The sequence below is a fragment of the Cohnella sp. GCM10027633 genome (assembly GCF_042675445.1).
In the GTDB taxonomy this organism is placed as follows: Bacteria; Bacillota; Bacilli; order Paenibacillales; family Paenibacillaceae; genus Cohnella.
The window spans coordinates 913,975-934,275 of record NZ_JBHTGV010000002.1 but is presented as its reverse complement, the minus strand read 5'-3'; the positions used below and the strand labels follow the sequence as shown (position 1 = coordinate 934,275).

Annotated in this window: 16 protein-coding genes; 3 read left to right on the top strand and 13 right to left on the bottom strand. The window is 59.2% G+C overall.

Features of this window, described 5'->3' with window-relative positions:
• Positions 1-65: 65 nt before the first annotated feature.
• From mgrA to ACFQZG_RS08375, 8 genes are all read right to left on the bottom strand, one after another.
• A complete protein-coding gene (gene mgrA / locus ACFQZG_RS08410) occupies positions 66-1,073 on the bottom strand; it encodes an L-glyceraldehyde 3-phosphate reductase (RefSeq protein WP_378151320.1) in 1,008 nt (335 codons plus the stop codon).
• Positions 1,074-1,097: 24 nt separating this feature from the next.
• A complete protein-coding gene (locus ACFQZG_RS08405; protein ID WP_378151319.1) occupies positions 1,098-2,849 on the bottom strand; it encodes a B12-binding domain-containing radical SAM protein in 1,752 nt (583 codons plus the stop codon).
• A gap of 120 nt (positions 2,850-2,969) precedes the next feature.
• Positions 2,970-4,316 (bottom strand): GH1 family beta-glucosidase, encoded by a 1,347-nt coding sequence (locus ACFQZG_RS08400; RefSeq protein ID WP_378151317.1) that lies wholly within the window; start codon positions 4,314-4,316, stop codon positions 2,970-2,972.
• A gap of 191 nt (positions 4,317-4,507) precedes the next feature.
• The gene (locus ACFQZG_RS08395; protein WP_378151315.1) at positions 4,508-6,046 is read right to left on the bottom strand and encodes an ABC transporter substrate-binding protein; all 1,539 of its coding nucleotides are present in this window, start codon (positions 6,044-6,046) and stop codon (positions 4,508-4,510) included.
• A 136-nt stretch (positions 6,047-6,182) separates the two neighbouring features.
• On the bottom strand, positions 6,183-7,112 hold the full coding sequence (locus ACFQZG_RS08390) for a carbohydrate ABC transporter permease (protein WP_378151313.1): 930 nt from the start codon (positions 7,110-7,112) through the stop codon (positions 6,183-6,185).
• Positions 7,113-7,140: 28 nt separating this feature from the next.
• The gene (locus ACFQZG_RS08385) at positions 7,141-8,106 is read right to left on the bottom strand and encodes an ABC transporter permease subunit (protein WP_378151311.1); all 966 of its coding nucleotides are present in this window, start codon (positions 8,104-8,106) and stop codon (positions 7,141-7,143) included.
• A 290-nt stretch (positions 8,107-8,396) separates the two neighbouring features.
• The gene (locus ACFQZG_RS08380) at positions 8,397-10,748 is read right to left on the bottom strand and encodes a helix-turn-helix domain-containing protein (protein WP_378151309.1); all 2,352 of its coding nucleotides are present in this window, start codon (positions 10,746-10,748) and stop codon (positions 8,397-8,399) included.
• Between the two features lie 131 nt (positions 10,749-10,879).
• Positions 10,880-12,994, bottom strand: a complete 2,115-nt coding sequence (locus tag ACFQZG_RS08375; RefSeq protein WP_378151307.1) for a right-handed parallel beta-helix repeat-containing protein — start codon at positions 12,992-12,994, stop codon at positions 10,880-10,882.
• 212 nt (positions 12,995-13,206) lie between these two features.
• Between ACFQZG_RS08375 and ACFQZG_RS08370 the strand changes: the two genes are divergently transcribed.
• The gene (locus ACFQZG_RS08370) at positions 13,207-14,010 is read left to right on the top strand and encodes a Cof-type HAD-IIB family hydrolase (protein ID WP_378151305.1); all 804 of its coding nucleotides are present in this window, start codon (positions 13,207-13,209) and stop codon (positions 14,008-14,010) included.
• A 62-nt stretch (positions 14,011-14,072) separates the two neighbouring features.
• Here the strand turns inward: ACFQZG_RS08370 and ACFQZG_RS08365 are convergent, their stop codons facing one another.
• Together ACFQZG_RS08365 and ACFQZG_RS08360 are read right to left on the bottom strand one after the other, a co-directional pair.
• Positions 14,073-16,085, bottom strand: a complete 2,013-nt coding sequence (locus ACFQZG_RS08365) for a GTP-binding protein (RefSeq protein ID WP_378151303.1) — start codon at positions 16,083-16,085, stop codon at positions 14,073-14,075.
• Complete coding sequence (locus ACFQZG_RS08360) at positions 16,069-16,482, bottom strand: helix-turn-helix domain-containing protein (protein ID WP_378151301.1); 414 nt, start codon at positions 16,480-16,482, stop codon at positions 16,069-16,071. Before ACFQZG_RS08360 ends, ACFQZG_RS08365 begins: the two co-directional genes overlap by 17 nt.
• A 152-nt stretch (positions 16,483-16,634) precedes the next feature.
• Between ACFQZG_RS08360 and ACFQZG_RS08355 the strand changes: the two genes are divergently transcribed.
• On the top strand, positions 16,635-16,814 hold the full coding sequence (locus tag ACFQZG_RS08355) for a hypothetical protein (protein ID WP_378151299.1): 180 nt from the start codon (positions 16,635-16,637) through the stop codon (positions 16,812-16,814).
• Positions 16,811-17,008 (top strand): hypothetical protein, encoded by a 198-nt coding sequence (locus ACFQZG_RS08350; protein ID WP_378151297.1) that lies wholly within the window; start codon positions 16,811-16,813, stop codon positions 17,006-17,008. Before ACFQZG_RS08355 ends, ACFQZG_RS08350 begins: the two co-directional genes overlap by 4 nt.
• A gap of 34 nt (positions 17,009-17,042) precedes the next feature.
• Here the strand turns inward: ACFQZG_RS08350 and ACFQZG_RS08345 are convergent, their stop codons facing one another.
• From ACFQZG_RS08345 to ACFQZG_RS08335, 3 genes are all read right to left on the bottom strand, one after another.
• Complete coding sequence (locus ACFQZG_RS08345; RefSeq protein ID WP_378151295.1) at positions 17,043-18,020, bottom strand: GNAT family N-acetyltransferase; 978 nt, start codon at positions 18,018-18,020, stop codon at positions 17,043-17,045.
• Positions 18,021-18,114: 94 nt separating this feature from the next.
• Positions 18,115-19,188 carry a sulfate ABC transporter substrate-binding protein gene (locus ACFQZG_RS08340; protein ID WP_378151293.1) on the bottom strand — a complete coding sequence of 358 codons (1,074 nt, stop codon included), beginning with the start codon at positions 19,186-19,188 and terminating at the stop codon, positions 18,115-18,117.
• 44 nt (positions 19,189-19,232) lie between these two features.
• Positions 19,233-20,300 (bottom strand): sulfate/molybdate ABC transporter ATP-binding protein, encoded by a 1,068-nt coding sequence (locus tag ACFQZG_RS08335; RefSeq protein ID WP_378151291.1) that lies wholly within the window; start codon positions 20,298-20,300, stop codon positions 19,233-19,235.
• Between the last annotated feature and the right edge of the window lies 1 nt (position 20,301).

Genomic DNA, 20,301 nt, shown 5'->3' with positions numbered 1-20,301 from the left:
AAACGAAAAGCGCCCCCGCAAGGCTCGACGAGCCTTACAGGGGCGCTTCCGCGTTCACAAGAAGCTTAGGACTTCAGAATATCCTCGATCCGGGCCAACTCCGCGTCCGAGAACGCCAAGTTATTCAGCATGCCGACGTTGTCGTCCAGCTGGCTGACGCGGCTAGCGCCGATGAGCACGCTCGTCACGCGGTCGCCGCGAAGCGTCCAAGCAAGCGACATTTGCGCCAACGTCTGTCCGCGCTCCGTAGCGAGCTCGTTCAGGGCGCGAATCTTGGCGAGCCTATCCTCGGTAAGATTGCTGTCCCTGAGGAAGGTGTTCTTGTTCGCGACTCGGGACTGTCCCGCGCGGGAATCGTCCGGAATCCCGTTCAGATAGCGATCGGTCAGCATGCCCTGCGCGAGCGGGGAGAACACGATCGAGCCGACGCCGCCTTCCTCCAGCACGTCTTGCAGGCCGTCTTCGATCCAACGGTCGAACATGTTGTAGTTCGGCTGGTGGATGAGCATCGGCGTGCCGAGCCGATTGAGGATGGCGATCGCTTCCTTCGCCTGAGCCGGACGATAATTGGACACCCCTACGTACAGCGCCTTGCCTGAACGAACGATATGGTCGAGCGCGGCCATCGTCTCTTCGAGCGGCGTATCCGGATCCGGCCGGTGATGGTAGTAGATGTCGACGTAGTCGAGTCCCATCCGCTTCAAGCTTTGGTCGAGGCTGGACACCAGGCTTTTGCGGGAGCCCCATTCGCCGTAAGGACCCGGCCACATGTAATAGCCGGCTTTGGTCGAGATGATCAGCTCGTCGCGGTAAGGCTTCAAGTCCGTCGCCAGCATCCGCCCGAAGCTCTCTTCGGCCGAGCCCGCCGGCGGGCCGTAGTTGTTCGCGAGGTCGAAGTGCGTAATGCCGAGATCGAAGGCGCGGCGAACCATCGCGCGGCCGTTCTCGTACGCGTCGACGCCTCCGAAGTTATGCCACAGGCCGAGCGATACGGCCGGCAGCTTCAGGCCGGAGCGCCCGACGCGATTGTATTTCATCGTTGCGTAACGATCAGAGCTGGCTTCGTACACCATGAATGAACAATTCCCCTCTCGATATTAAGATTGCAAGGCTGCCGTCAGACCGTCCGTCTCCGGCAGCGCGATCATCCGCGGCGGCCCTTCTTCTCCCGCGTACAGCACCGCGAGCGAAGTCGGCTTCGCGCGATCGATCGTTCCTCGTTCCGTCCATGCTTCGTAATCGAACGGCAAGCTGTCGAACACCGCCTTCTTCTGCAGGTCGCGCTCGTCCGTCCCGAGATGCTCCGCGAACCGCCTCATGTTCGCCTGCCAGTCCTTCTTCTCCATCCGCTCTTCCCACCACGGCTTGCGCGGCTTGTACTTATGCTGGGCGTAATAGTCGACCTTCAGCAAGCCCATCGCCACGTCCGGTTCGAGTCCCGGCGCCGCGTCGTGCTCCAGGAACGCCCACAGCCGCGTGAACAGATCCTCCAGCTGGTGGCCGATCCGGCTCCACCCCTGCGCCTCCCAATAGTCGCCGAACGCTTGGAAAAAGTCGAAAGGCGAAGGGTACGCCCGTTCCACGAGGTATTCCATCGTCCGGTTCATCCGGTGCGCGTTCCAGTACTTCTCGAGGACGTCCTCGACGCGCTTGATCCGCACGATATCGCCGAACGGCATCAAGTCGTTGCCGAGCATCTCGTACGGGGCCCGGTCCATATAGATGTACCCGTGCTTGTCCGCGTCGTTGCGAAGTCCCGTCCCCCGGAGCATCTTCAGGAACCCAAGCTGCAGCTCCTCCGGACGAAGCGCGAACACGTCGTTGAACGTCTTCCGGAACGTGTCGTAATCTTCGTGAGGCAGGCCGGCGATCAAGTCGAGATGCTGGTCGATCTTGCCGCTCTCCTTGACCTTCACGACCGTGCGCGTGAGCTTCGCGAAGTTCTGGCGCCGCTGCACCGCGACGTTCGTCACGTCGTTCGTCGACTGGACGCCGATCTCGAACCGGAACACGCCCGGCGGCGCATGCTCGGCGAGGAAGTCGAGCACCTCGGGACGCATGATATCCGCCGTGATCTCGAACTGGAACACGCAGCCGCGGTGGTTATCGATCAGGAACCGGAAAATCTCCATCGCGTAATCCCGCTTGATATTGAACGTGCGGTCGACGAACTTGATTAGCTTCGCCCCGCTGTCTATCAAGTACGTAATCTCCGCCTTCACCCAATCCATGTCGAAATAGCGGACGCCGACTTCGATGCTGGACAAGCAGAACTGGCAGCTGAACGGGCACCCGCGGCTCGTCTCGAAGTAGACGACGCGGTTGCGGAGCGACGGTACGTCCTCTTTGAACCGGTACGGCGACGGAATATCGCTAAGCTCAAGCTTCGGTCTTCCCGGCGTAATCGCGACTTGCCCGGTCCGGTCGCGGTAAGCCAGGCCGAAGACGAAGTGGTACTTCCCCGCGCCCGCTATTTCCCTCAGCAGGTCGCGGAACGTCTCCTCGCCTTCGCCCATGACGATGAAGTCGACGTCGGGCAGCCGGTTCATCCAGTATTCGGTATCGTATGACACTTCGGGACCGCCGAGCATGATCTTGACGTCGGGCAATATTTTGCGGAGCATGTCGATGACGACGATCGTCTCCTCGATGTTCCAGATATAACACGAGAAGCCGATCACGTCCGGCTTGCGCGCGAACAGGTCCATGGCGATGCTCATCGCGGGATCCTTGATCGTGAATTCGGCGATCTGCACGTCGAATTCGTCCTGCGCGTACGCCTTCAAGTAACGCAGCGCGAGGGAAGTATGAATGTATTTGGCGTTCAGCGTCGCGACGACGACGTTCATGGCGTAATCCTCTTTCTAGGTTCAGACATCTCCTCTATTGTAACGGATAACGGGCGCGCATGACAAAGAAGACCGAGGATCGGAAATTCCGATCCTCGGTCGCCTCGTTATATTCCTATTTTACACGTCCAAGCCGCCGCTCTTGATCACTTCTTGGATGAAGTAGTAGCTGTCCTTCGGATGGCGCTCGAGCGTCTCGTAGTTCGTATACACGATGCCGAACCGCTTGCGGTAGCCTTCCGCCCACTCGAAGTTGTCGAGCAGCGACCAAGCGTAGTAGCCCTTCAGCGGCACGCCGGACTCGATGAGACGGTGGCACTGGATGAAGTGTTTGCGGAAGTACGTCGTGCGCTCCACGTCGTGGACGCGGTTGTCCGCGGTCAGTTCATCGTCGTAGCAAGCGCCGTTCTCCGTGACGTAGATCGGCGTATCGCCGTATTCCTTGTGCGCCCAGGAGAGCACGTTGTACAGCGCTTCCGGATAGACGTTCCAGTCCATGTACGTGCGCTCGAAGCCGACTTGCACTTCCTCGCAATCGAACAGGCCTTCGTCTTTCTTGTAACGGCCGTAGCCGCCGCTGTAGAAGTTGACGCCGATGAAGTCGATCTTCTGCGAGATCGTCTCCATGTCGCCCGGCAGGATCGGCACGACGCCGCCTTTGGCTTCGAACCATTCGACGAGCGCTTGCGGATACGTGCCCTTGAACGTCGGCTCCATGAACCATTCGTTGTTCCAAGCGCGAAGGCGCCATGCCGCGTCCTGGTCTTCCTGCTTCGTCGTATAGCCTTCGAACCAGTACAGGTTGTGCGTCGTGCCGATCTCGCCGGATACGCCGAGCTTGCGGAACAGCTTCACCGTCTCGCCGTGCGCGACCATGCAGTGATGGGCGACCGTAATGCCGAGCTGCAGGTCCTTGTTGCCCGGAGCGTGAATGCCGAGCGTGTTCGACAGGAACGAGATGCACCACGTCTCGTTGAACGTGATATATTGCTTGATTTTGCCTTCGAACGTCTTGAAGATCACTTCCGCGTACTTCACGAACGCGTCGATCGTGTCGCGGTTCTCCCAGCCGCCCTTGTCTTGCAGCGCCTGAGGAAGGTCCCAGTGGTACAGCGTCGCGCAAGGCTCGATGCCCGCTTCGATGAGCGCGTCCACGACGCGTCTGTAGTAATCGAGGCCCTTCTCGTTCACTTCGCCTGTCCCGTTCGGGAAGATGCGCGGCCAAGCGATCGAGAAGCGGTACGCCTTCACGCCGAGCTTCTTCAGCAGCGTGATGTCCTCTTCGTAGCGATGGTAGCTGTCGCAAGCGACGTCCCCGTTATCTGCGTTGAATACGGCTCCCGGCTTGCGGGAGAACGTATCCCAGATCGACAGGCCGCGTCCGTCTTCCTGGTACGCGCCTTCGATCTGATAAGAGGCGGTTGCGGTGCCCCATACGAAATCTTTCGGAAAATCCAATCTAGCCACGCTTATCCCTCCGTTATGGGTTGATTCCTTATTCATAGAAAACGATTTCTAAACTACTTATTCGATCTGACGCTCGTCTGTTCCTCTGTTCGATTTTGCTCTATTTCTATTAGATTTTGGCCGTTCGGACCGCAAAACATACAAGCCCCGGCGGTCGCCCGCCGGGGCTTGCTGCTGTTAACGCGATGCGATTACTTCTTGCCGTTCGCCTTCAGCCACTCGTCGAGCTGCTTCTGCATCTCGGCCGTTTGGACGTCGACGCCCGCTTTCTTAACCGCGTCGTGATATTTCGGGAACACTTTGGCCGGATCGACGGCACCGCTGTTCAATGCCTTGCCGTACTGCTCGTTGACCGCGAACACGTTCGCGCCTTCGTTCTTGTACGGCTCGTTGTTGAAGTTGAAACCGTTCACTTCCGGCGTCTTGGCCGTCGCGTTCAGGTTGATCGTCTTCTCCCAAGTATCGGCCGGTTGACCTTCCTTCAGGTAGCCGATCAGAACGTTGCCGAATACCCAGCCGAGATCTTCCTTGTAGCCGCCGTCTTGGTTGATCTTGACCGTGTTGTCGCCGACTTTCGTGTAGTGCTTGCCTTCGATGCCGAACGAGATAAGGTTGAACAGATACGGATCGGTCGACAGCAGCTCCAGGAACTTCAGCGCTTGCTCCGGATGCTTCGACGTGCGGCTGATCGACGTCATCGTCGGACGGATGCCCGTGAACTCAGGCTCGGTCAAACGTTTGTACACGACTTCGTTGCCGCCGAAGCGCTTCTGGTCGTCTACTTCGCCGCCCGGCTTCATCGTCGTGTTCCACTCGATCGCGACGTTGCCCTTCTGCAGCAAGGCGACGAGTTGATCGTCTTTCAAAGTCGCCGCGTCTTTGTAGATGTAGCCCGCGAGGTACCACTTGCGCATCAGGTCGAGGAACGCTCTATATTCCGGCTTGTCGATCGTATCGACGATCTTGTACTCCGGATCGCCGATCTTATAGCCTTGCGACGCATAGCCGTATTCGCGGCCGAAGTCGAAGATGTTGGCCGTCTTCGCGATCGGAATGATATCCGGCTCGTTGTCTTTGATCGTCTTCAGGATCGGCTCGATGTCCTCGATCGTCTTGACCGCGTCCAGATCGATGTTGTACTTCTCGACGAAACGCTTCTGAATGGCGAAGCCGTCCGCTTTGGCCGCGATCTGCATGTTCGGCACGGCATAGATCTTATCTTCGACCTTCGTGTCGTTCCAGGCGACTTCAGGGATAGCAGCTTGCAGGTTAGGCGTCGCTGCAAGCAGATCGTTGAGCGGCAGAAGCGCGCCCTTCGATACTTTGTTGTCGTAGTCGCCGCCGCCCCAGTTCGACGTCCAGAGCAGGTCGAACTCTTCGTTCGCCGCGAGCATCGTGTTGATCTTGTCCTTATAGCCCGATTCGATCGTCGGCACCAGCTTGATCGTGGCGTTGATCTTCGGTTTGATATATTCGTTGATCGCGTCTTCCACCGCTTGCTGGTCCGCCGGTACGTTCCATACGATGTAGTAGTATTTCAGTTCTGCTGGCGGTTCCGCCTCTTTGGACGGCTCCGGCGTCGCGGATTCGCTTGCCGCGGGCGCCGAAGCGGAAGGCGAAGCGGATGAGGCGGCGGGTTCGTTATTGTTTTTACTGCACCCGGCTAGAACGAATAAGACCATGACGCACACTGCCAACACGCTCATGCTTAACCGATTGAAAGCTTTCATCTTTGGTTGACCTCCTTGGTCAGTCGTTGATTTATTATCTCTAACTATTACCGGGTATGAACACATTCGAGGCGACCCCCCAATGTTCCTACTGTCGGGAATAGAAGAAATCGAAAGTTGTCGAACCGGCGCGGGATCAGCCCTTGAGCGACCCTACCGTCAAGCCTTTGACGAAGTACTTCTGGAAGAACGGGAAGATGAACACCATCGGACCGCCAGCCAGAATCGCCATCGCCATGCGCGCCGATTGCGTCGGCAAGTTGCTCAGATCCACGCCGAATTGGTGGACGAAGTCGCTGTTGCTCGTCAAGAACTCAAGGTTCTTCAGCATCCGTACGAGCAGCAGTTGGATCGGGATCAGCTTCTCGTTCTCGATGTAGAGCAGCGACGGGAACCAGGAGTTCCAGAAGCCGAACGAGAGGAACAGGCCGAGCGTCGCTAACGCGGGCGTCGACAAGGGCAAGATGATGTTCCAGAAAATGCGGATTTCCCTCGCTCCGTCCATTTTCGCGGATTCGATGATCTCGAACGGCATCTTCGACAGGAAGCCCTTCATGACCATGATGTAGAACGGCGACACGAGAGACGGAATGATAAGCGCCCAGAGCGAGTCGTTCAGATGGAGGTACTGCGTAATCAAGATGTAAGAAGGAACGAGTCCCCCGTTGAACAGCATCGTGAAGAAGACGAAGAACGTCGTGGACCTCCGGTAGCGGAAGTCTCTGCGGGACAGCACGTAGCCGAGCATCGCGGTAATGAGCAAGCTAAGCAGCGTGCCGACGACGGTAACGAAGATCGTCACCCCGTAAGCTCTCGCGAGCAGCATCGGCGCCTTGAAGATGTATTCGTACGCCTTCAGCGTCACGTCGGCCGGGAAGAACTGGTAACCGTTCTCCATGATGGACGAATCTTCGGTGAACGAGATGGCGATGACGAGCAAGAACGGCAAGACCATGGATAACGTGACGAGCAGGAACAGAATGTGGATGGATAGCTTGAATATCGAGAATCGACCCCTGCCGACGCTGGCGCCCGGCGGTCCCGATAACGTTTCGGTTTCGTTCATGTCGTTCCCTCCTTATGTCGGATGCAGGTTAGAATAGAGAGTTCTCTTCGCTGACTTTGCGGACGATGTAATTGGTGACGACGACGAGCACGAGCCCGACGACCGATTGATATAAGCCTATCGCGGTCGACATTCCGATGTCGCCGTGAACGCGGAGCGCCCGGTACACGTACGTGTCGATAATGTCCGTCGTCGGATAGGTCATGCCGCTGTCGTTCGGAATGAAGTAATGGAGCCCGAAGTCCCCGACGAAAATATGCCCGATCGATAGTATGGTCAGCACGACGATGAGCGTGGACAGCATCGGCAGCGTAATGCGCATCGCCATCTGCCATCTCGTCGCGCCGTCGATCTTAGCAGCCTCGTAGTACTCTTGGTTGATGGCCATGATGCCGGCGAAGTAGACGAGCGTCGAGAATCCGATGTTTTTCCATAGGTAAGCGGAAATCAGTATCGTCGGCCAAGGCCCCGTCTCCAAGTACCACATGTGCGTCTCGAGGCCTAGCATTTCGAGAATCCGGTTCAAGTAACCGTTCGAGCTGTCCAGCAGCGCCAACCCCAAGTAGCTGACGACGACCCAGGACAAGCAATACGGGATGAACATCGCCGTCTGGTGAATGCGCAGCCATCGTTTGCCGAGCTCGTTCATTAAGATCGCGAACGCAAGGCCGATGACCGTCGTTAGAATCATGTAGGTCAGCCCGTAGCCGACCGTGTTACGGGTGACCAGCCATGCGGTATCCGACTGGAAGAAGAACTTGAAGTTGTCGAAGCCGATCCACTCGCTTCCGAAGATGCCTCTGTCGTATCGGAAGTCTTTGAAGGCGAGTATCGTTCCGAACATCGGAAGATAGGAGAATACGAGAATGAGCAGCGCTCCCGGCGCGAGCAAGAGCAGCAGCTCCGCGTTTTTCTTCAGATAGTACCATTCGGACCGGCCGGCGGGTTTAGCTGGCGCGGCCGCGGCCGATTCAGCGATAGGGGTGTTTGGCATCCTTGTACCTCCGTTGTTGTGCATCGTGTTTCCGTGATCCCATCATGGCGCAGATTGCCGCCGGCGGGCTACTGTGCGATCGTTCAAACTGTCGATTTCGGACTGTGGAAAATGCGATTCGATGCGTTTTTACGCGATTAAGGCGGCCAAGCCGTTCCGCATCATCCGTCGCGAGGCCTACTGTACGTAAGAAAGTGCGGTTCTGAGGATCTATCCGGCGCGACAAAACCCCCGATTCCGCCTGCTGGCGGGACCGGGGGTACGCATGACGCTCGTATGTTGCTCGGTAACTATCCGATGTTCCGCTTCAAGCGGTATTCCTTCGGGGTGACGCCGTATTTCTTCTTGAATAGCTTGAAGAACGTGCTCTCGTTCAAGTAGCCGACCAGCTCCATGATCTCTTTGATGCTGAAGCTCTTCGTCTCCAAGTAATCCCTCGCGTGACGCAGCCTGACTTCGTTGATATATTCCGCGACCGATACGAGCTCGCTCGTCTTGAATATCCGCCCGACGTATGCCGGCGTCATTCTCAGCGTCGACGCGATGCCTTGCAGGCTGATGTTCATGTCGCTGAAGTTCGCGTCCACGATCTCCTTGATCGCGTCGATGAGCACCGCGTTCTTGTCTTGTTCGGTATTGCGCTGTTTCTCGTGCAGCTCCTCGCACACTCGCAGCAGCAGCTCCTTCACTTCATGAAGCGTTTCTTTCTCGAGCACTTGGCGGCTTAGCGCGCTTAAGTCGATCGGAATCGACACGACCCGGTTCTGGTTAATTTCGCGAAGCGTCGTCTTGATGACGTCCACGAGATGCAGGATGCCGTGCAGGATATGGTCGTAATGGCAGGACGCCAATCGGTCGGCCAACGCCTCGACGGAGGCGCGCATCGTATCCGGGTCGTTCGTCCGGATCGCTTCGACGAGCTTCTTCTCTTGGTCCGGCGGGAAAGTAATATCCCCGCTAGCGATATTGGGCCGGACTCGCTCCGGCGTAATGATCGATTTGCGGCCGAAGACAAGCTTATACATGGCGCTTTGCTGGGCGTATCCGTATTGTTCCGTGATGCGGCCGTGATGATCCATCCATTCGCTCGTCGTCGCCGTCAAGCTCAGCTTATAATATTGCTCCACGACGTCCTGGACTTTGCCGACCGATAACAGCAGCTCTTCGCCGCCGTCCTCCGGCATCGTGTCCCGGCTTACGATCATGACCAAATGGTCGCTCCGCATATCGGCCGTCTCGCAGCGGTAACCGCTCGGCGCGAGCATCTCTTCGGCGATATTGGAGATCGCGAAGCCGTGCAGCTTGCGTTCCCCGTCGCTCGTCCGCTCCAAATACGCGGTATAATCGTCGATCTTGAGATGTACGAGCAAGAACGGCCCTTCCGGCGCGACGTTCAGCTTGTTCTGCTCGACGCAGCCGCGGAAGTCTTCCGTTCCGTACGAGCCGCTGGCCATCAGGATCGAGCGAAGATGGTAGTTCCGAACGATATTGCGCTGCTTATCTTGCTCGATCGTGACGACGTCGAGCTTCTTCGCCAGGTCCGAGTATACGTTCGTTACGTACGCCAGTTCGTCTTTGCCCTTGACTTCGCCTTCCTCCTGCGCCGTGCCGGCTTGCTCGCGGATTCTTCTCAGCATCGCCTCGATCGGCTTATACAGCTTGTGGGAGATCAAGAACGACAGCGCGATCGCCAGCAGGGCGAAGAACAGAATAACGAACACCGACGTCATGCGCATCTTGTTGATGCTGCCGAGCACTGTGTCGTAAGGCTGCACGCTGATGACCTTCCAATTGCCGACGCCCATCTTCATATAGGAAACCATCGACTTCTCCGCGCTCCCGATCGAGCTCGTGAACACGCCGAACGTCGAGCCCGAGCCCGCCTCGTCCGCGGCGATCGCCTCGGCCAAGCCATCCAGATTCGGTGTCGCCACGCCGCCGCCCGAATCGATGACCGTGCCCGCGTCGTCCATGATGAAGATTTCCGACGCGCCCGGCATGGCGAGCTCGTTCACGACCTTCAAGTTGTCGAAGATCCATTCCGGCTTGACGTTAAGCACGATCGCGCTCTCGCTTCGGTTACGCTCGAAGAACGTCTCGTAGATGACGAGGGAGAACACGTCGACCGCGTTCGCGCGTCCGCTGAAGTTCATCGGGAGCAGTTGCAGCTGCGGCATCTTCTCTTCCCGCTTCAGCAGCTCGACGAGCTTCGGTACCATGAAGTTGTCCTGCATCTGGTCCGCCATGCTGCCTACCGAGTACGGTTTGTCCGCGCGGCCGTTGTACACGAGGATGGAATGAAGGAACGACGAAGAGTCCAGCTCCTCGTTAAGCAAGCGGACCGAATTGATAATATCCATATCTTCCTGTGCCTGCACGGACGTCATCGGCGCATAGACGAGAGGATCGTTGTACAGCGACAGCGCCACGTTCTTGATGATTTCCTGCATGAACGCGACGTTATGGTTGATTTGGCTCATGACTTTCCGGTTGGAGTCCTGCTGCGTCTTCAGCACGCGCTGTTCGGCGCTGTAATGAAGCACCGCGGAAGACAGGAACAAGATCGCGACCATAATGAGCGATACCGACAGCAGAATACGCAGCAAATACTTCCTCGACTTATAGCCTTGCAGCACTCTCATCGCAGAAACACCCTCTTTAGGCTTATCTATAGGTGAGTATAGAATCGCATAACGAGGGTGTTCATGCCACTATGAAATGTGCGATTTCCTTCTGAATTGAACAAGAGTGCCCGATATGACCGTCCTTGTGGTCAATCCTCCCTAACCTCGTCATCCTCCGGACCGATAACCCGATCGTCGATGTCGTTCCATCCGAGCGCGTAAGCGGGCGATTCCGGGCGAAGCCGGTAGTCGCCGTTCGCCGCGTCTCGGAACAGCGGATCGGCGTTAAGCGATGCGGCGTCGAACCGTCCTCCTAGCAAGGACCGCCAAGTCGCCCAGTCGTACTCGCCCAATTGAAGCACGTATTCGCCCAGCTCGAGTTGGTCTTCGCGAACGGGAACGATCGGCGGTATTTCTCCCGCGATCAGCGTCGGCTCGCCGCTGCGCCAGATCAGGTTGCGATCCGACGACGCCATCCGTTCCGGCTCCCAGTTGGCGAAGTAATAGAGGTATGCGCCGGAGTTGCATACGATATTCCCTTCCGCGACGACGAGCTTGTTGGCATCGCCGACCATCTCTTGCGTTCCGATCGCGGATATCGCCATCGGATTGTCGACAAGCAGGTTGCCAGCGATCCGGTTGCCGATCCCTTTGGAGAAAATCGCCATCCACAGCTTGCCTTTTCCCGTGCTGTACAGATGATCGAGCTGGTTGCCCGTCACCGTAAAGCCGTCCGACGCGTCGTCGAGGTAGATGCCGAAGCCGAACGAGAAATGGATGCCGCTATGGTGCAGCCGGTTCCCGTGGATGACGTTGCCCTTGCCAGGCCCCCACGCTTCGATCATGCCGCCGTCCTGGCTGTCCTCCATCACGTTCGAGATGTCGTTCCCGACGATCCGGTTATCGCGAGTATGCAGGAAATCGTAATGGTTATCCCACGTGACCGGCACGCCGTAAAGCGCCTTCGGCATCGTCCCGTATCTCAGCCCCTTCAGCGAGATGCCGTAACGAGGCATGCGGGATATCTCGTTGCGCTCGATGACGTTATCGCCGCTCTGATACAGCAGAATGCCGCAACCGTGTCCGATCAGCTGGCCGCCGTTCGTAATGCGGTTATGGGCGATCCGATGACCGCGGTTCGTATAGGAAGCTTCCGCCGATAGGAACAAGCCCTCGCCCGGCGCGTACCCGGCCGCGTATATCCCGACGTAGCCGACGTTCGCGATCCGGTTGCGTTCGATCGTAATGTCCCTCGCCCGACGGTCAAGGAAGATGCCGCTCGTGCCCGATTGCCGCACCGCGCAGCCCGAGATGCGGATATGTTCGGCGGCGTCGACGTAGATCAAAGCTTCGCGGTGTACTTCCTGCTCCGCGTTCGCCTCCTGCATCCGGTACTCGCGGAAGCCGTCCGTGCAAGCAAGCGTCAGCCCGGACAGCTCGAAATCGGTCAGCGGATTGACGTCGTCCCTCCCCTTCAGCTCGACGAGCCGGGTCAGCCTCGGCGCGCAGACGGCCTGCCCGTTCGGATCCGCTCCGTCCTCTGGCCAATAATAGACGACGCCTGCCGACCGGTCGAGATGGAACTGCCCCGGCGCGCGCAGGAAGTCGATCGAGCCTTGCAAGTAGTATCTCGAACCGCGATCGATTCCCCACGAAGCGGGGGACTCGAACAACAGCATGCGGCTGTCCCTGTCGAGCTCGCGCACCGGCTTCGTCTCCGAGAACCAATTCCATTCCCCGCGGCCGGGCCAGACGAACGCTTGGGCTCCGTCCAGCCGTGCGTCCGGCGGAATGTCTCCCTCGAGGAAACGAACGCCTTCCCGCTCCTTCCCTTCGTCCGCTTCGCCGGTCTCGTAATATCCCATCGCCGGGAGTCTCGCTTTATGAATGCGGCGGTCGTCCGCGTACAACGTATCGAACGTCGCTCCCGCGGGAACCTTCGTCGTCCACACCGCGTCGCCCTGCTTCTCCCAGCCGGTCAGGACGACGCCGCCGACGATGATCGGCCGTTCGCCCGGCGCGTTGCGGTACGCGACCCGGAAGCCGTTCTTTCCCGAGTCTCTGTCGTCGAACGCCAGCGTGTTGCTCAGTTCGTACGTACCGCCGCGAAGATAGACGGTCACGTCGGACGTCATCCCGCGAGCGATCCGCTCGCGGACTGCATCCCTCGCGCGGGCGATCGTTCCGAATGGCGCTTCAAGGCTGCCCGGCGCATCGTCGTTGCCGCCCGGCGCCACGTAATATTGGATGATTGCATCCGGCATCGTCTAACATCCTCCCGCGTCCATGTCGAATCGTGTTAACGGAACGGCCCGAACGGCGTCCGTTAAGCTCGACTCGATTGTATGCCGCGAATGCGCCCGACGCCTACTGCGCAATTTGCGAAATCCTATGAGGAAAGCTTCACGCGCCCGACCGAATGGGGTAAAATGTAACGAAATCAACGTTGCGACATAGAGAGAGGGAGAACCGACCGATGCCTTACCGTCTCATTGCCATGGATCTCGACGACACGCTGCTGACCGACGAGCTGACCGTCTCCGAGCCGACCCGCCAAGCGCTGGCCGAAGCGATCGCGCAAGGCGCGCACGTCACGATCGCCACCGGGCGCATGTTCGACTCCGCCCAGCGAATCGCCCGCCAAGTCGGATTGAACGTCCCGATCATCACGTATCAAGGCTCGCTCATTAAGAACCTGCTGGACGAAGAAGTGCTGTACGAGCGTTCGGTGCCCGTAGACGTAGCGGTACGCTTGTACGACTACTGCAAGAGCAACGGCCTTCATCTGCAGAGCTACATCGACGACAAACTGTACGCGCCGGAAGAGAACGAGAAGCTGCTCGCGTACTGCGCGCAGTCCAAGATTCCTTATACGATCGAGTCCGACTTCAAGCGCATCGTCGAGAGCGAAGGGCAGACGAAGCTATTGATCATCGACGAGCCGGCGAAGCTGGATGCTCTTCTTCCCGAGCTGCGGGAACTGTTCGCCGGGGAAGTGCACCTGACGAAGTCGAAGCCGAACTACTTGGAGTTCATGCATCCGGAAGGAACCAAAGGCCACGCCCTGCGATTTCTCGCCGCGCATTACGGCATTCCGATCGAGGAGACGATCGCGATGGGCGACGCGATGAACGATCACGAGATGGTCGAATCCGCCGGACTAGGCGTCGCGATGGCGAACGCCGTGCCGGCTCTCAAGGCGATCGCCGATTACGTCACGCTCAGCAACAACGAGGACGGCGTGAAGCACGTGCTGGACAAGTTCGTATTGAATAAGTAATGCAACACAAGGGGCTGCATCCTCGGCGCGATACGCGCTTATGGATGCAGCCCCTGTCCGCTCTATTCCCCCGACAACGCGTTTCGCGTCGCCAGAATCCACTTCGACGTATCGAGCGGGTTGACCCCGCGCCGCGTCCTCGTCGCTTCGACGTCCGGCGGGCAATCTTGATAACCGGCGAACAACGTCGTGAGCGTGCCTCTGCCCTTGGTCAGCGAACCGAGCCGCGCGGGGAAGTCGAGCGACGTCGCGACGGGCAGCGTCCCTTCGATCTCCATGCGTCCGCCGCGCGCGACCGGCGTGTCGAACGTGCCGCGCATGAGCACGAGCTCGCTCATGAGCTTGCCCCCGAACTCCTCCGGCGTCGACAACCGGTAAGAGAGCATCGGTTCGAGCAGCTTCGTTCCCGTGTTCACGAGCCCGTCCATGATGCCCATCGGCGTCGCGACGACGAAGTCGAGCGGGTGCGTATGCCACACGTGATGCTCCCCTTCGACTAGCGTTACCTTCAGATCGGTCACCGGCCAGCCTCGAAGTCCCTGCTCCAACGCTTCCGGCACTCTTCGCGCCACTTCGTTCTGATAGCGTTCGAGCAGCCTCTCCGTCCTCACGTTGGCGCTGTAGACGAGTCCGCTCCCCCGCGGCAGCGGCTCGATCCGGAACCGTAGAATCGCCCAGCAAGGCTTCGGCATCGTATACGCGACGAAGCCTTCTCCCTGAACGACCGGCGTCTCCTTGTAGATGACCGAAGGCTCGTCGAAGTACACGTCCAGCCCGAAGCGGCTCGCCATCATCTGCGTGAGCACCTCGACCTGGATCGGGCCCATTACCTTCAGATGCAGCTCGCGATCCTCCGGCACCCACTGGACGTCCAAGTGCGGATCCTCGTCGGCCAGTTCTTGGAACGCCGCGACGACCGTCGCGTATTGCGCTTCGTTGCGCCAATGCGCCTGCACCGTCAAGAGCGGCTCCGCCAACCGCCGCTCTCCCGGCACGCCCGCAACCGAGCCGATGACGTCGCCGATCCGCGCGCGGCTCCAGCCGTATACCGCCGCGATATCCCCGGCGCTCAGCATCCCGACGTCCTCGCTTCGCTGGCCGTCGACCTTGCGGATCTGCGTGATTTTCTCCTCGATGTCCTGCGTTACGTTCCGAACGGAATCTCTGTTGCGCAACGTTCCGCCGTACAATCGAACGTACGCGACGCGTCCCATCGCCGGATCCTTGTCCAGCTTGAACACGACGCCGGAGAGCGGCGCCTCGGCGTCGGCGGCAGGAGATGGCAGCAGCGCGACGACCGCGTCCATGAGCGAGTCGACCCCGATGCCGCGGCTCGAAGCGCCGAACAACACCGGGAACAGTCGCGCGGACCGCGTCGCCTCGATCAACGCTGGCGCCAGCTGCGCATCCGATAACGTGCCGTGCTCGAGCACCCGTTCCAGCAGCGCGTCGTCATGTACCGCTACCGCGTCGACCAACCGCTCTCTCGCCGCTCCGACGGCTTCCGATGCGTCATCCGCAGCGGCGCCCTCGTTCCGCCAATCGATCAGGCCGATCGCGCCCTCGAATGCCGCTTCCACGCCCGTAACCGCTTGAATCGGAACCGCGTTGCCCGTAAGCAGCCGCCCGATCTCTTCCGTCACGCGAAGCGGATCAGCCCCGACGCGGTCCAGCTTATTGACGTACAGCAGCGTCGGTATGCCCAGATCCCGCAACGCTTGCCAGATGACTTCCGTCTGCGCCTGCACTCCTTCGACGGCCGATAGGATGAGCACCGCGCCGTCCATGACGCGAAGCGAACGCTCGACCTCCGACAGGAAGTCGACGTGACCCGGCGTATCGACCAGATTCACTTCCGTGCCGCGCCAGACGAATCGGGTAACCGCGGAACGTACAGATATGCCTCGCTCTCGCTCGACCTCCAGCCAATCCGTCTGCGCCGTCCCGTCGTCGACGCTGCCGAGCGACCGGATGCTGCCGCTGCGATAGAGCATCTGTTCCGTCGTCGTCGTCTTCCCCGCGTCGACGTGGGCGAAGATTCCGACGTTGCGCAGTGCTTCATTCTTGCTTCCCATGATGTCTCCCCGGTTCCGATTCGTCGTCCGTCGGGCGGCTTGCTTTGCCTGCGCGATTGCCCGCGGCGCCGTTCGCCCGCTTCGCCCGAAGCAGCCTGTACATTTCGAGGCTGTCGATCAAGTGCAGCGCCTCGTCCCGCGTTAGCGATTCAAGCACGCCGTCGATATAGATGGCGTCCGCCGGCTTGCCCGACGGCGCTTGCCCGGAGATGAGCCAGTCCAAGGTCACCTCGTAGATTCCCGCCATCTCGCGCAAAATTTCGTTATCCGGTTCGGATTTATTGTTCTCGTATTTCGAGATCGTCGTATAGTCGATGCCCAGCTTGTCCGCAACCTCGATCTGTGTAAGCTTCTTGTTCGCCCTTGCCTGCTTCAAGCGCGTACCGAACGTCGTCATCGCGTCATCCCCTCTTAGCTTCAAGTATAAGGGATTCGAAGCATCTTCAAGTTTATTATGGAGATTATTCATATTTCCAATTGTTTCTTGACGTATATTCAAGTTACAATGATATCGAACGACTATCATCCAAATATAGGGGGATCCGGACAATGCGCGTGCAGATCGGAGTCTGGCTATTCTTGTTCGTCGCGTTAATCGTTGCCGCAGCGGTGGAATTCCGCATGCAGCGCAAGTTCGAGGCCGAATCGTCCAAGTCTTCCCCCCCGCCGTTCAAGCCGCGAGAGCAGGCGGATTCGCCCGTCCCGGGCGAAGAGGAGCCGAAGCCATGAACGTGAGCTGGATTACGCCGGACGGAGCGACGACCGAAAACGCCGTCCCCGACGTCGAGCAGCTGTTGCTGCTGCTCAGACTCGTGAACGGCGTTACGTTGGAAGGAACGGCCTATCGCGTCGCCGATTCGCGTCTCGTCGTTAGCGGAGAGCGCATGGGCGTGGTCGTATCGTTACTCCCTCTAGCGGAGTAAGCGACGGATGCAATCCGCGAACGCGCCCGTCGCCTTATTGCGGACGCAAGCTCTTCTCGAGCGTAAGCGCCTTCACCGAACCGGTCTCGCGCACGACAAGCTCTTGGTCGATAATCTCGTAGCCGAGATCCTGGTACATTCTCACGTTGTTCTGAACGGTCTGGCGCACTTTGCAGCGGCTGGCGTTCATGCCCTTCGTCGTGCCTTGCAGCTCGACCCACTTCACGAGCTTCTTCGCGTAGCCTCTGCGGCGCTTGGACGGGATGACCGACAGGCGGAAGAAGATGATCGCATCGCCTTCGAACTTATAGCGGACCATCGCGACGGCCGCATCGTCCTCGTACAGAATAGCCGCCGATTCGTTGCCTTCGCGAAGCGCTTCCAAGATCCCCTCGCTCGTCTCGTCGAGCGCGCTGGACGGCGGAACCGTCTGGCGGTACTCCTCGAACGACAGCATCATGAGCGTATGGATCGTATCCGCGTCCTCCGGCACGGCAGGACGAATCGTCACTTCCAGATCGGTCTTCGCCTTCGTCTTCGGCTTCTCGATCGCGGCTGGCTTGGTCGGCGCCTCGGCGCCGCCGCCGGTTTGGGCGTCGCCCGCGCTCGCGTCGGCCGCTTCGGCGACCGTCGTGGACACTTCGATCGGCTCGTCCTTGTCATCCGCGAGCAGCGGCTTGTTCTGGAAATATTCGCGCGTCGATCTCAGGAAGAAGAGCAGAATGATGAGCAGCGTCGCCATCATCTGCAGATCCGACGACTTCGTGATCAGCATCCCGAACGCCGGCAGCATGACCAGGAAATATTTGCTGCGCTTGCGGACCATCATAACCATCAAGAGAGCGAACAGAAACTCAAGCGATACGAACGTAATGAATACGCGGAGCATGTCCGTCGTGAAGTCATCCGGCACGTTGTCCGTGACGAGCGCCGGGACGACGAATACTAACGTAATGACCATCTTGAGGTATAGAATGATAAGCATCATGCGAATACTGGTTGGTCTTTGCAAAGGTAATCCTCCTAGTCGTAGTCGTCCACAATATTCTAACAAAAAAAGCCGGCGTTCGCACGTTCGCGAACACCGGCCGTTGAAATATTTCGGCTTATTTGCCGGCGAGAACTTGGTACCACACCCCGCGCTTCGAATACAGCGTCTCGCGAACGTGATCCCATCCGCCCAAATACGAGATATCGAACAGGCCGCTCGGTACCGGGAACCGGTCCGCGTATCGTTCCGCCGCCGCTTCGTTCACCGGCCGGAAGCCGTGCTTCGCGAACAGCTCCTGCGCCTCTTCGCCCTGCAGGAAGCCGATGAAAGCCTCCGCGACTTCCCTGACGCCGTGCCGATCGGCATTGCGGGCGACGACCGCCGCCGGATTCTCGATCAGAATCGTGCTGCTCGGGATGACGATATCGTATTCGACGCCTTGCGCCTTGCGCGCGAGCAGTTCGTTCTCGTACGTGACGATGACGTCGCCGACGCCGTATTCGAACGCCGCCATCGAAGCGCGGCCGCTCTTGTCCATCGACTCGATGTTGCGATGGACGTCGGAGAGGAATTGCTTCGCGTACGCGGGGTCTTGAGCGCCCTTCTCGGCCTCGGAACGTTTCAGTCCCGCGCCGTAGATGGCGTTAATGTCCCATTGCGCTCCGCCCGACGTCTTCGGGTTCGGATAGAGCACCTTCACGTCGTCGCGCTTCAAGTCGTCGAAGTCCCGTATGCCGAGCGGGTTGCCTTCGCGCGTGCCGAGCACGACGATCGAACGCGTCACCATGCCTCCGGTCGCGTTATCGTTCCAGTCCGGCTCCACGAGCTTCGCTTTGACGAGCTTGTCGACGTCGCCTTCCATCGCGAGCAGCGTAACGTCCGCTTCGAAGCCCCCGACGATCGCACGCGCCTGCGTTCCCGAAGCCTCGTAGGACTCTTGGAACGATACGGACTGGCCGGTCCGCGCTTGCCAGTAGGCTTCGAACGCCGGCAAGATGTCCCCGATCGCGTCCTTCGCTACCGAGTACGCGCCGACGACGAGCGTCACGTCCCCGGCCGGCTTCGGTTCCGCTCCGGACGCGCCTTCGTCGCTCCCATTGCCGCAGGCCGTCAACGCCGTCATAAGCACGAGCGCCAGCAGCAGCGGCTTGAGGTATCTATCGTATTTCGTAACTATGCCAGACCTCATGTCATTCCTCCCGCGGTGCCTTCGTAGGCTCCCGCCTGTCCCGGTTAAATATGAACCGGAAGCGGATCTTCCTTCAGCTTGTTCTCCATCACCCAGCTGTCGTTGTCGTTGAACAGGTAGGCGCGGTGGATGAGCACGTTCACTTCGTCGCCGGGATGAAGCACTTCCTTCTCGAGCGAACGATACGTCACGAGCTTCGTCGTTCCGACTTCGAGTTCGACCAGCCATTCGCTGCCGCGGAAATGGATATGCTTCACGCGTCCGCGTTCCGTCGCGGACAAGATCGTCGCGAATTCGTTCGGCTGGCCGATCTCCACGTACTCCGGACGGATGAGCGCCTTCGTGCCCGGCCAGGAATTCGCCGTCTCGAAGCCGCGCAGCGCCGCGACGTTGTCGATGATCGTCGACTCCCCGATGAAGCCCGCGACGAACGGCGATTGCGGGTCTTTATAAATTTCCCAAGGCGAGCCCTTCTGCTCCAGGCGTCCCTTGTTGATAATCATAATCTCGTCGGCGACTTCGATCGCCTCGTCTTGGTCGTGCGTGACGAAGATCGACGTAATGCCCAGACGGTCGATCATGTCGCGCAGCCACGAACGCAGCTCGTGCCGGATCTTCGCGTCGATCGCCGCGAACGGTTCGTCGAGCAACAGCAACTGCGGCTCCGGAGCCAAGGCGCGGGCGAACGCGACGCGCTGGCGTTGTCCGCCGGACAGCTGGTGCGGCAGTCGCTTCTCGAAGCCGGACAGACCCGTAAGCTCGACCAACTCCGCGACGCGATCTTGGATCTTCGCCTTCGTCCACTTCTTCACTTCGAGACCGAACGCGATGTTGTCCGCGACGGTCATGTGCTTGAACAGCGCGTAGTTCTGGAAGACGAAGCCGATGCCCCGCTCCTGCGGCGGCAAATCGTTCACCCGCTTGCCATGGAACAGAATATCGCCGGAATCGACGGTCTCGAGACCCGCCAGCATGCGTAGGATCGAAGTTTTGCCGCCGCCGCTCGGTCCGAGCAAGCCGATCAGCTGACCTTTGTCGATGGAGAAGTTCACGTCGTGAACCGCCTGGAAGCTGCCGAATTTCTTATTCAAACCGCGGACTTCTACATGCATC

Bases quoted from the DNA above. Each gene is read 5' to 3' on its own strand.
- ACFQZG_RS08390 (WP_378151313.1), bottom strand. From the start codon at position 7,112: ATGAACGAAACCGAAACGTTATCGGGACCGCCGGGCGCCAGCGTCGGC.
- ACFQZG_RS08350 (WP_378151297.1), top strand. From the start codon at position 16,811: ATGAACGTGAGCTGGATTACGCCGGACGGAGCGACGACCGAAAACGCC.
- mgrA (WP_378151320.1), bottom strand. From the start codon at position 1,073: ATGGTGTACGAAGCCAGCTCTGATCGTTACGCAACGATGAAATACAAT.
- ACFQZG_RS08380 (WP_378151309.1), bottom strand. From the start codon at position 10,748: ATGAGAGTGCTGCAAGGCTATAAGTCGAGGAAGTATTTGCTGCGTATT.
- ACFQZG_RS08340 (WP_378151293.1), bottom strand. From the start codon at position 19,188: ATGAGGTCTGGCATAGTTACGAAATACGATAGATACCTCAAGCCGCTG.
- ACFQZG_RS08370 (WP_378151305.1), top strand. From the start codon at position 13,207: ATGCCTTACCGTCTCATTGCCATGGATCTCGACGACACGCTGCTGACC.
- ACFQZG_RS08395 (WP_378151315.1), bottom strand. From the start codon at position 6,046: ATGAAAGCTTTCAATCGGTTAAGCATGAGCGTGTTGGCAGTGTGCGTC.
- ACFQZG_RS08365 (WP_378151303.1), bottom strand. From the start codon at position 16,085: ATGGGAAGCAAGAATGAAGCACTGCGCAACGTCGGAATCTTCGCCCAC.
- ACFQZG_RS08385 (WP_378151311.1), bottom strand. From the start codon at position 8,106: ATGCCAAACACCCCTATCGCTGAATCGGCCGCGGCCGCGCCAGCTAAA.
- ACFQZG_RS08355 (WP_378151299.1), top strand. From the start codon at position 16,635: ATGCGCGTGCAGATCGGAGTCTGGCTATTCTTGTTCGTCGCGTTAATC.
- ACFQZG_RS08335 (WP_378151291.1), bottom strand. From the start codon at position 20,300: ATGCATGTAGAAGTCCGCGGTTTGAATAAGAAATTCGGCAGCTTCCAG.
- ACFQZG_RS08405 (WP_378151319.1), bottom strand. From the start codon at position 2,849: ATGAACGTCGTCGTCGCGACGCTGAACGCCAAATACATTCATACTTCC.
- ACFQZG_RS08375 (WP_378151307.1), bottom strand. From the start codon at position 12,994: ATGCCGGATGCAATCATCCAATATTACGTGGCGCCGGGCGGCAACGAC.
- ACFQZG_RS08360 (WP_378151301.1), bottom strand. From the start codon at position 16,482: ATGACGACGTTCGGTACGCGCTTGAAGCAGGCAAGGGCGAACAAGAAG.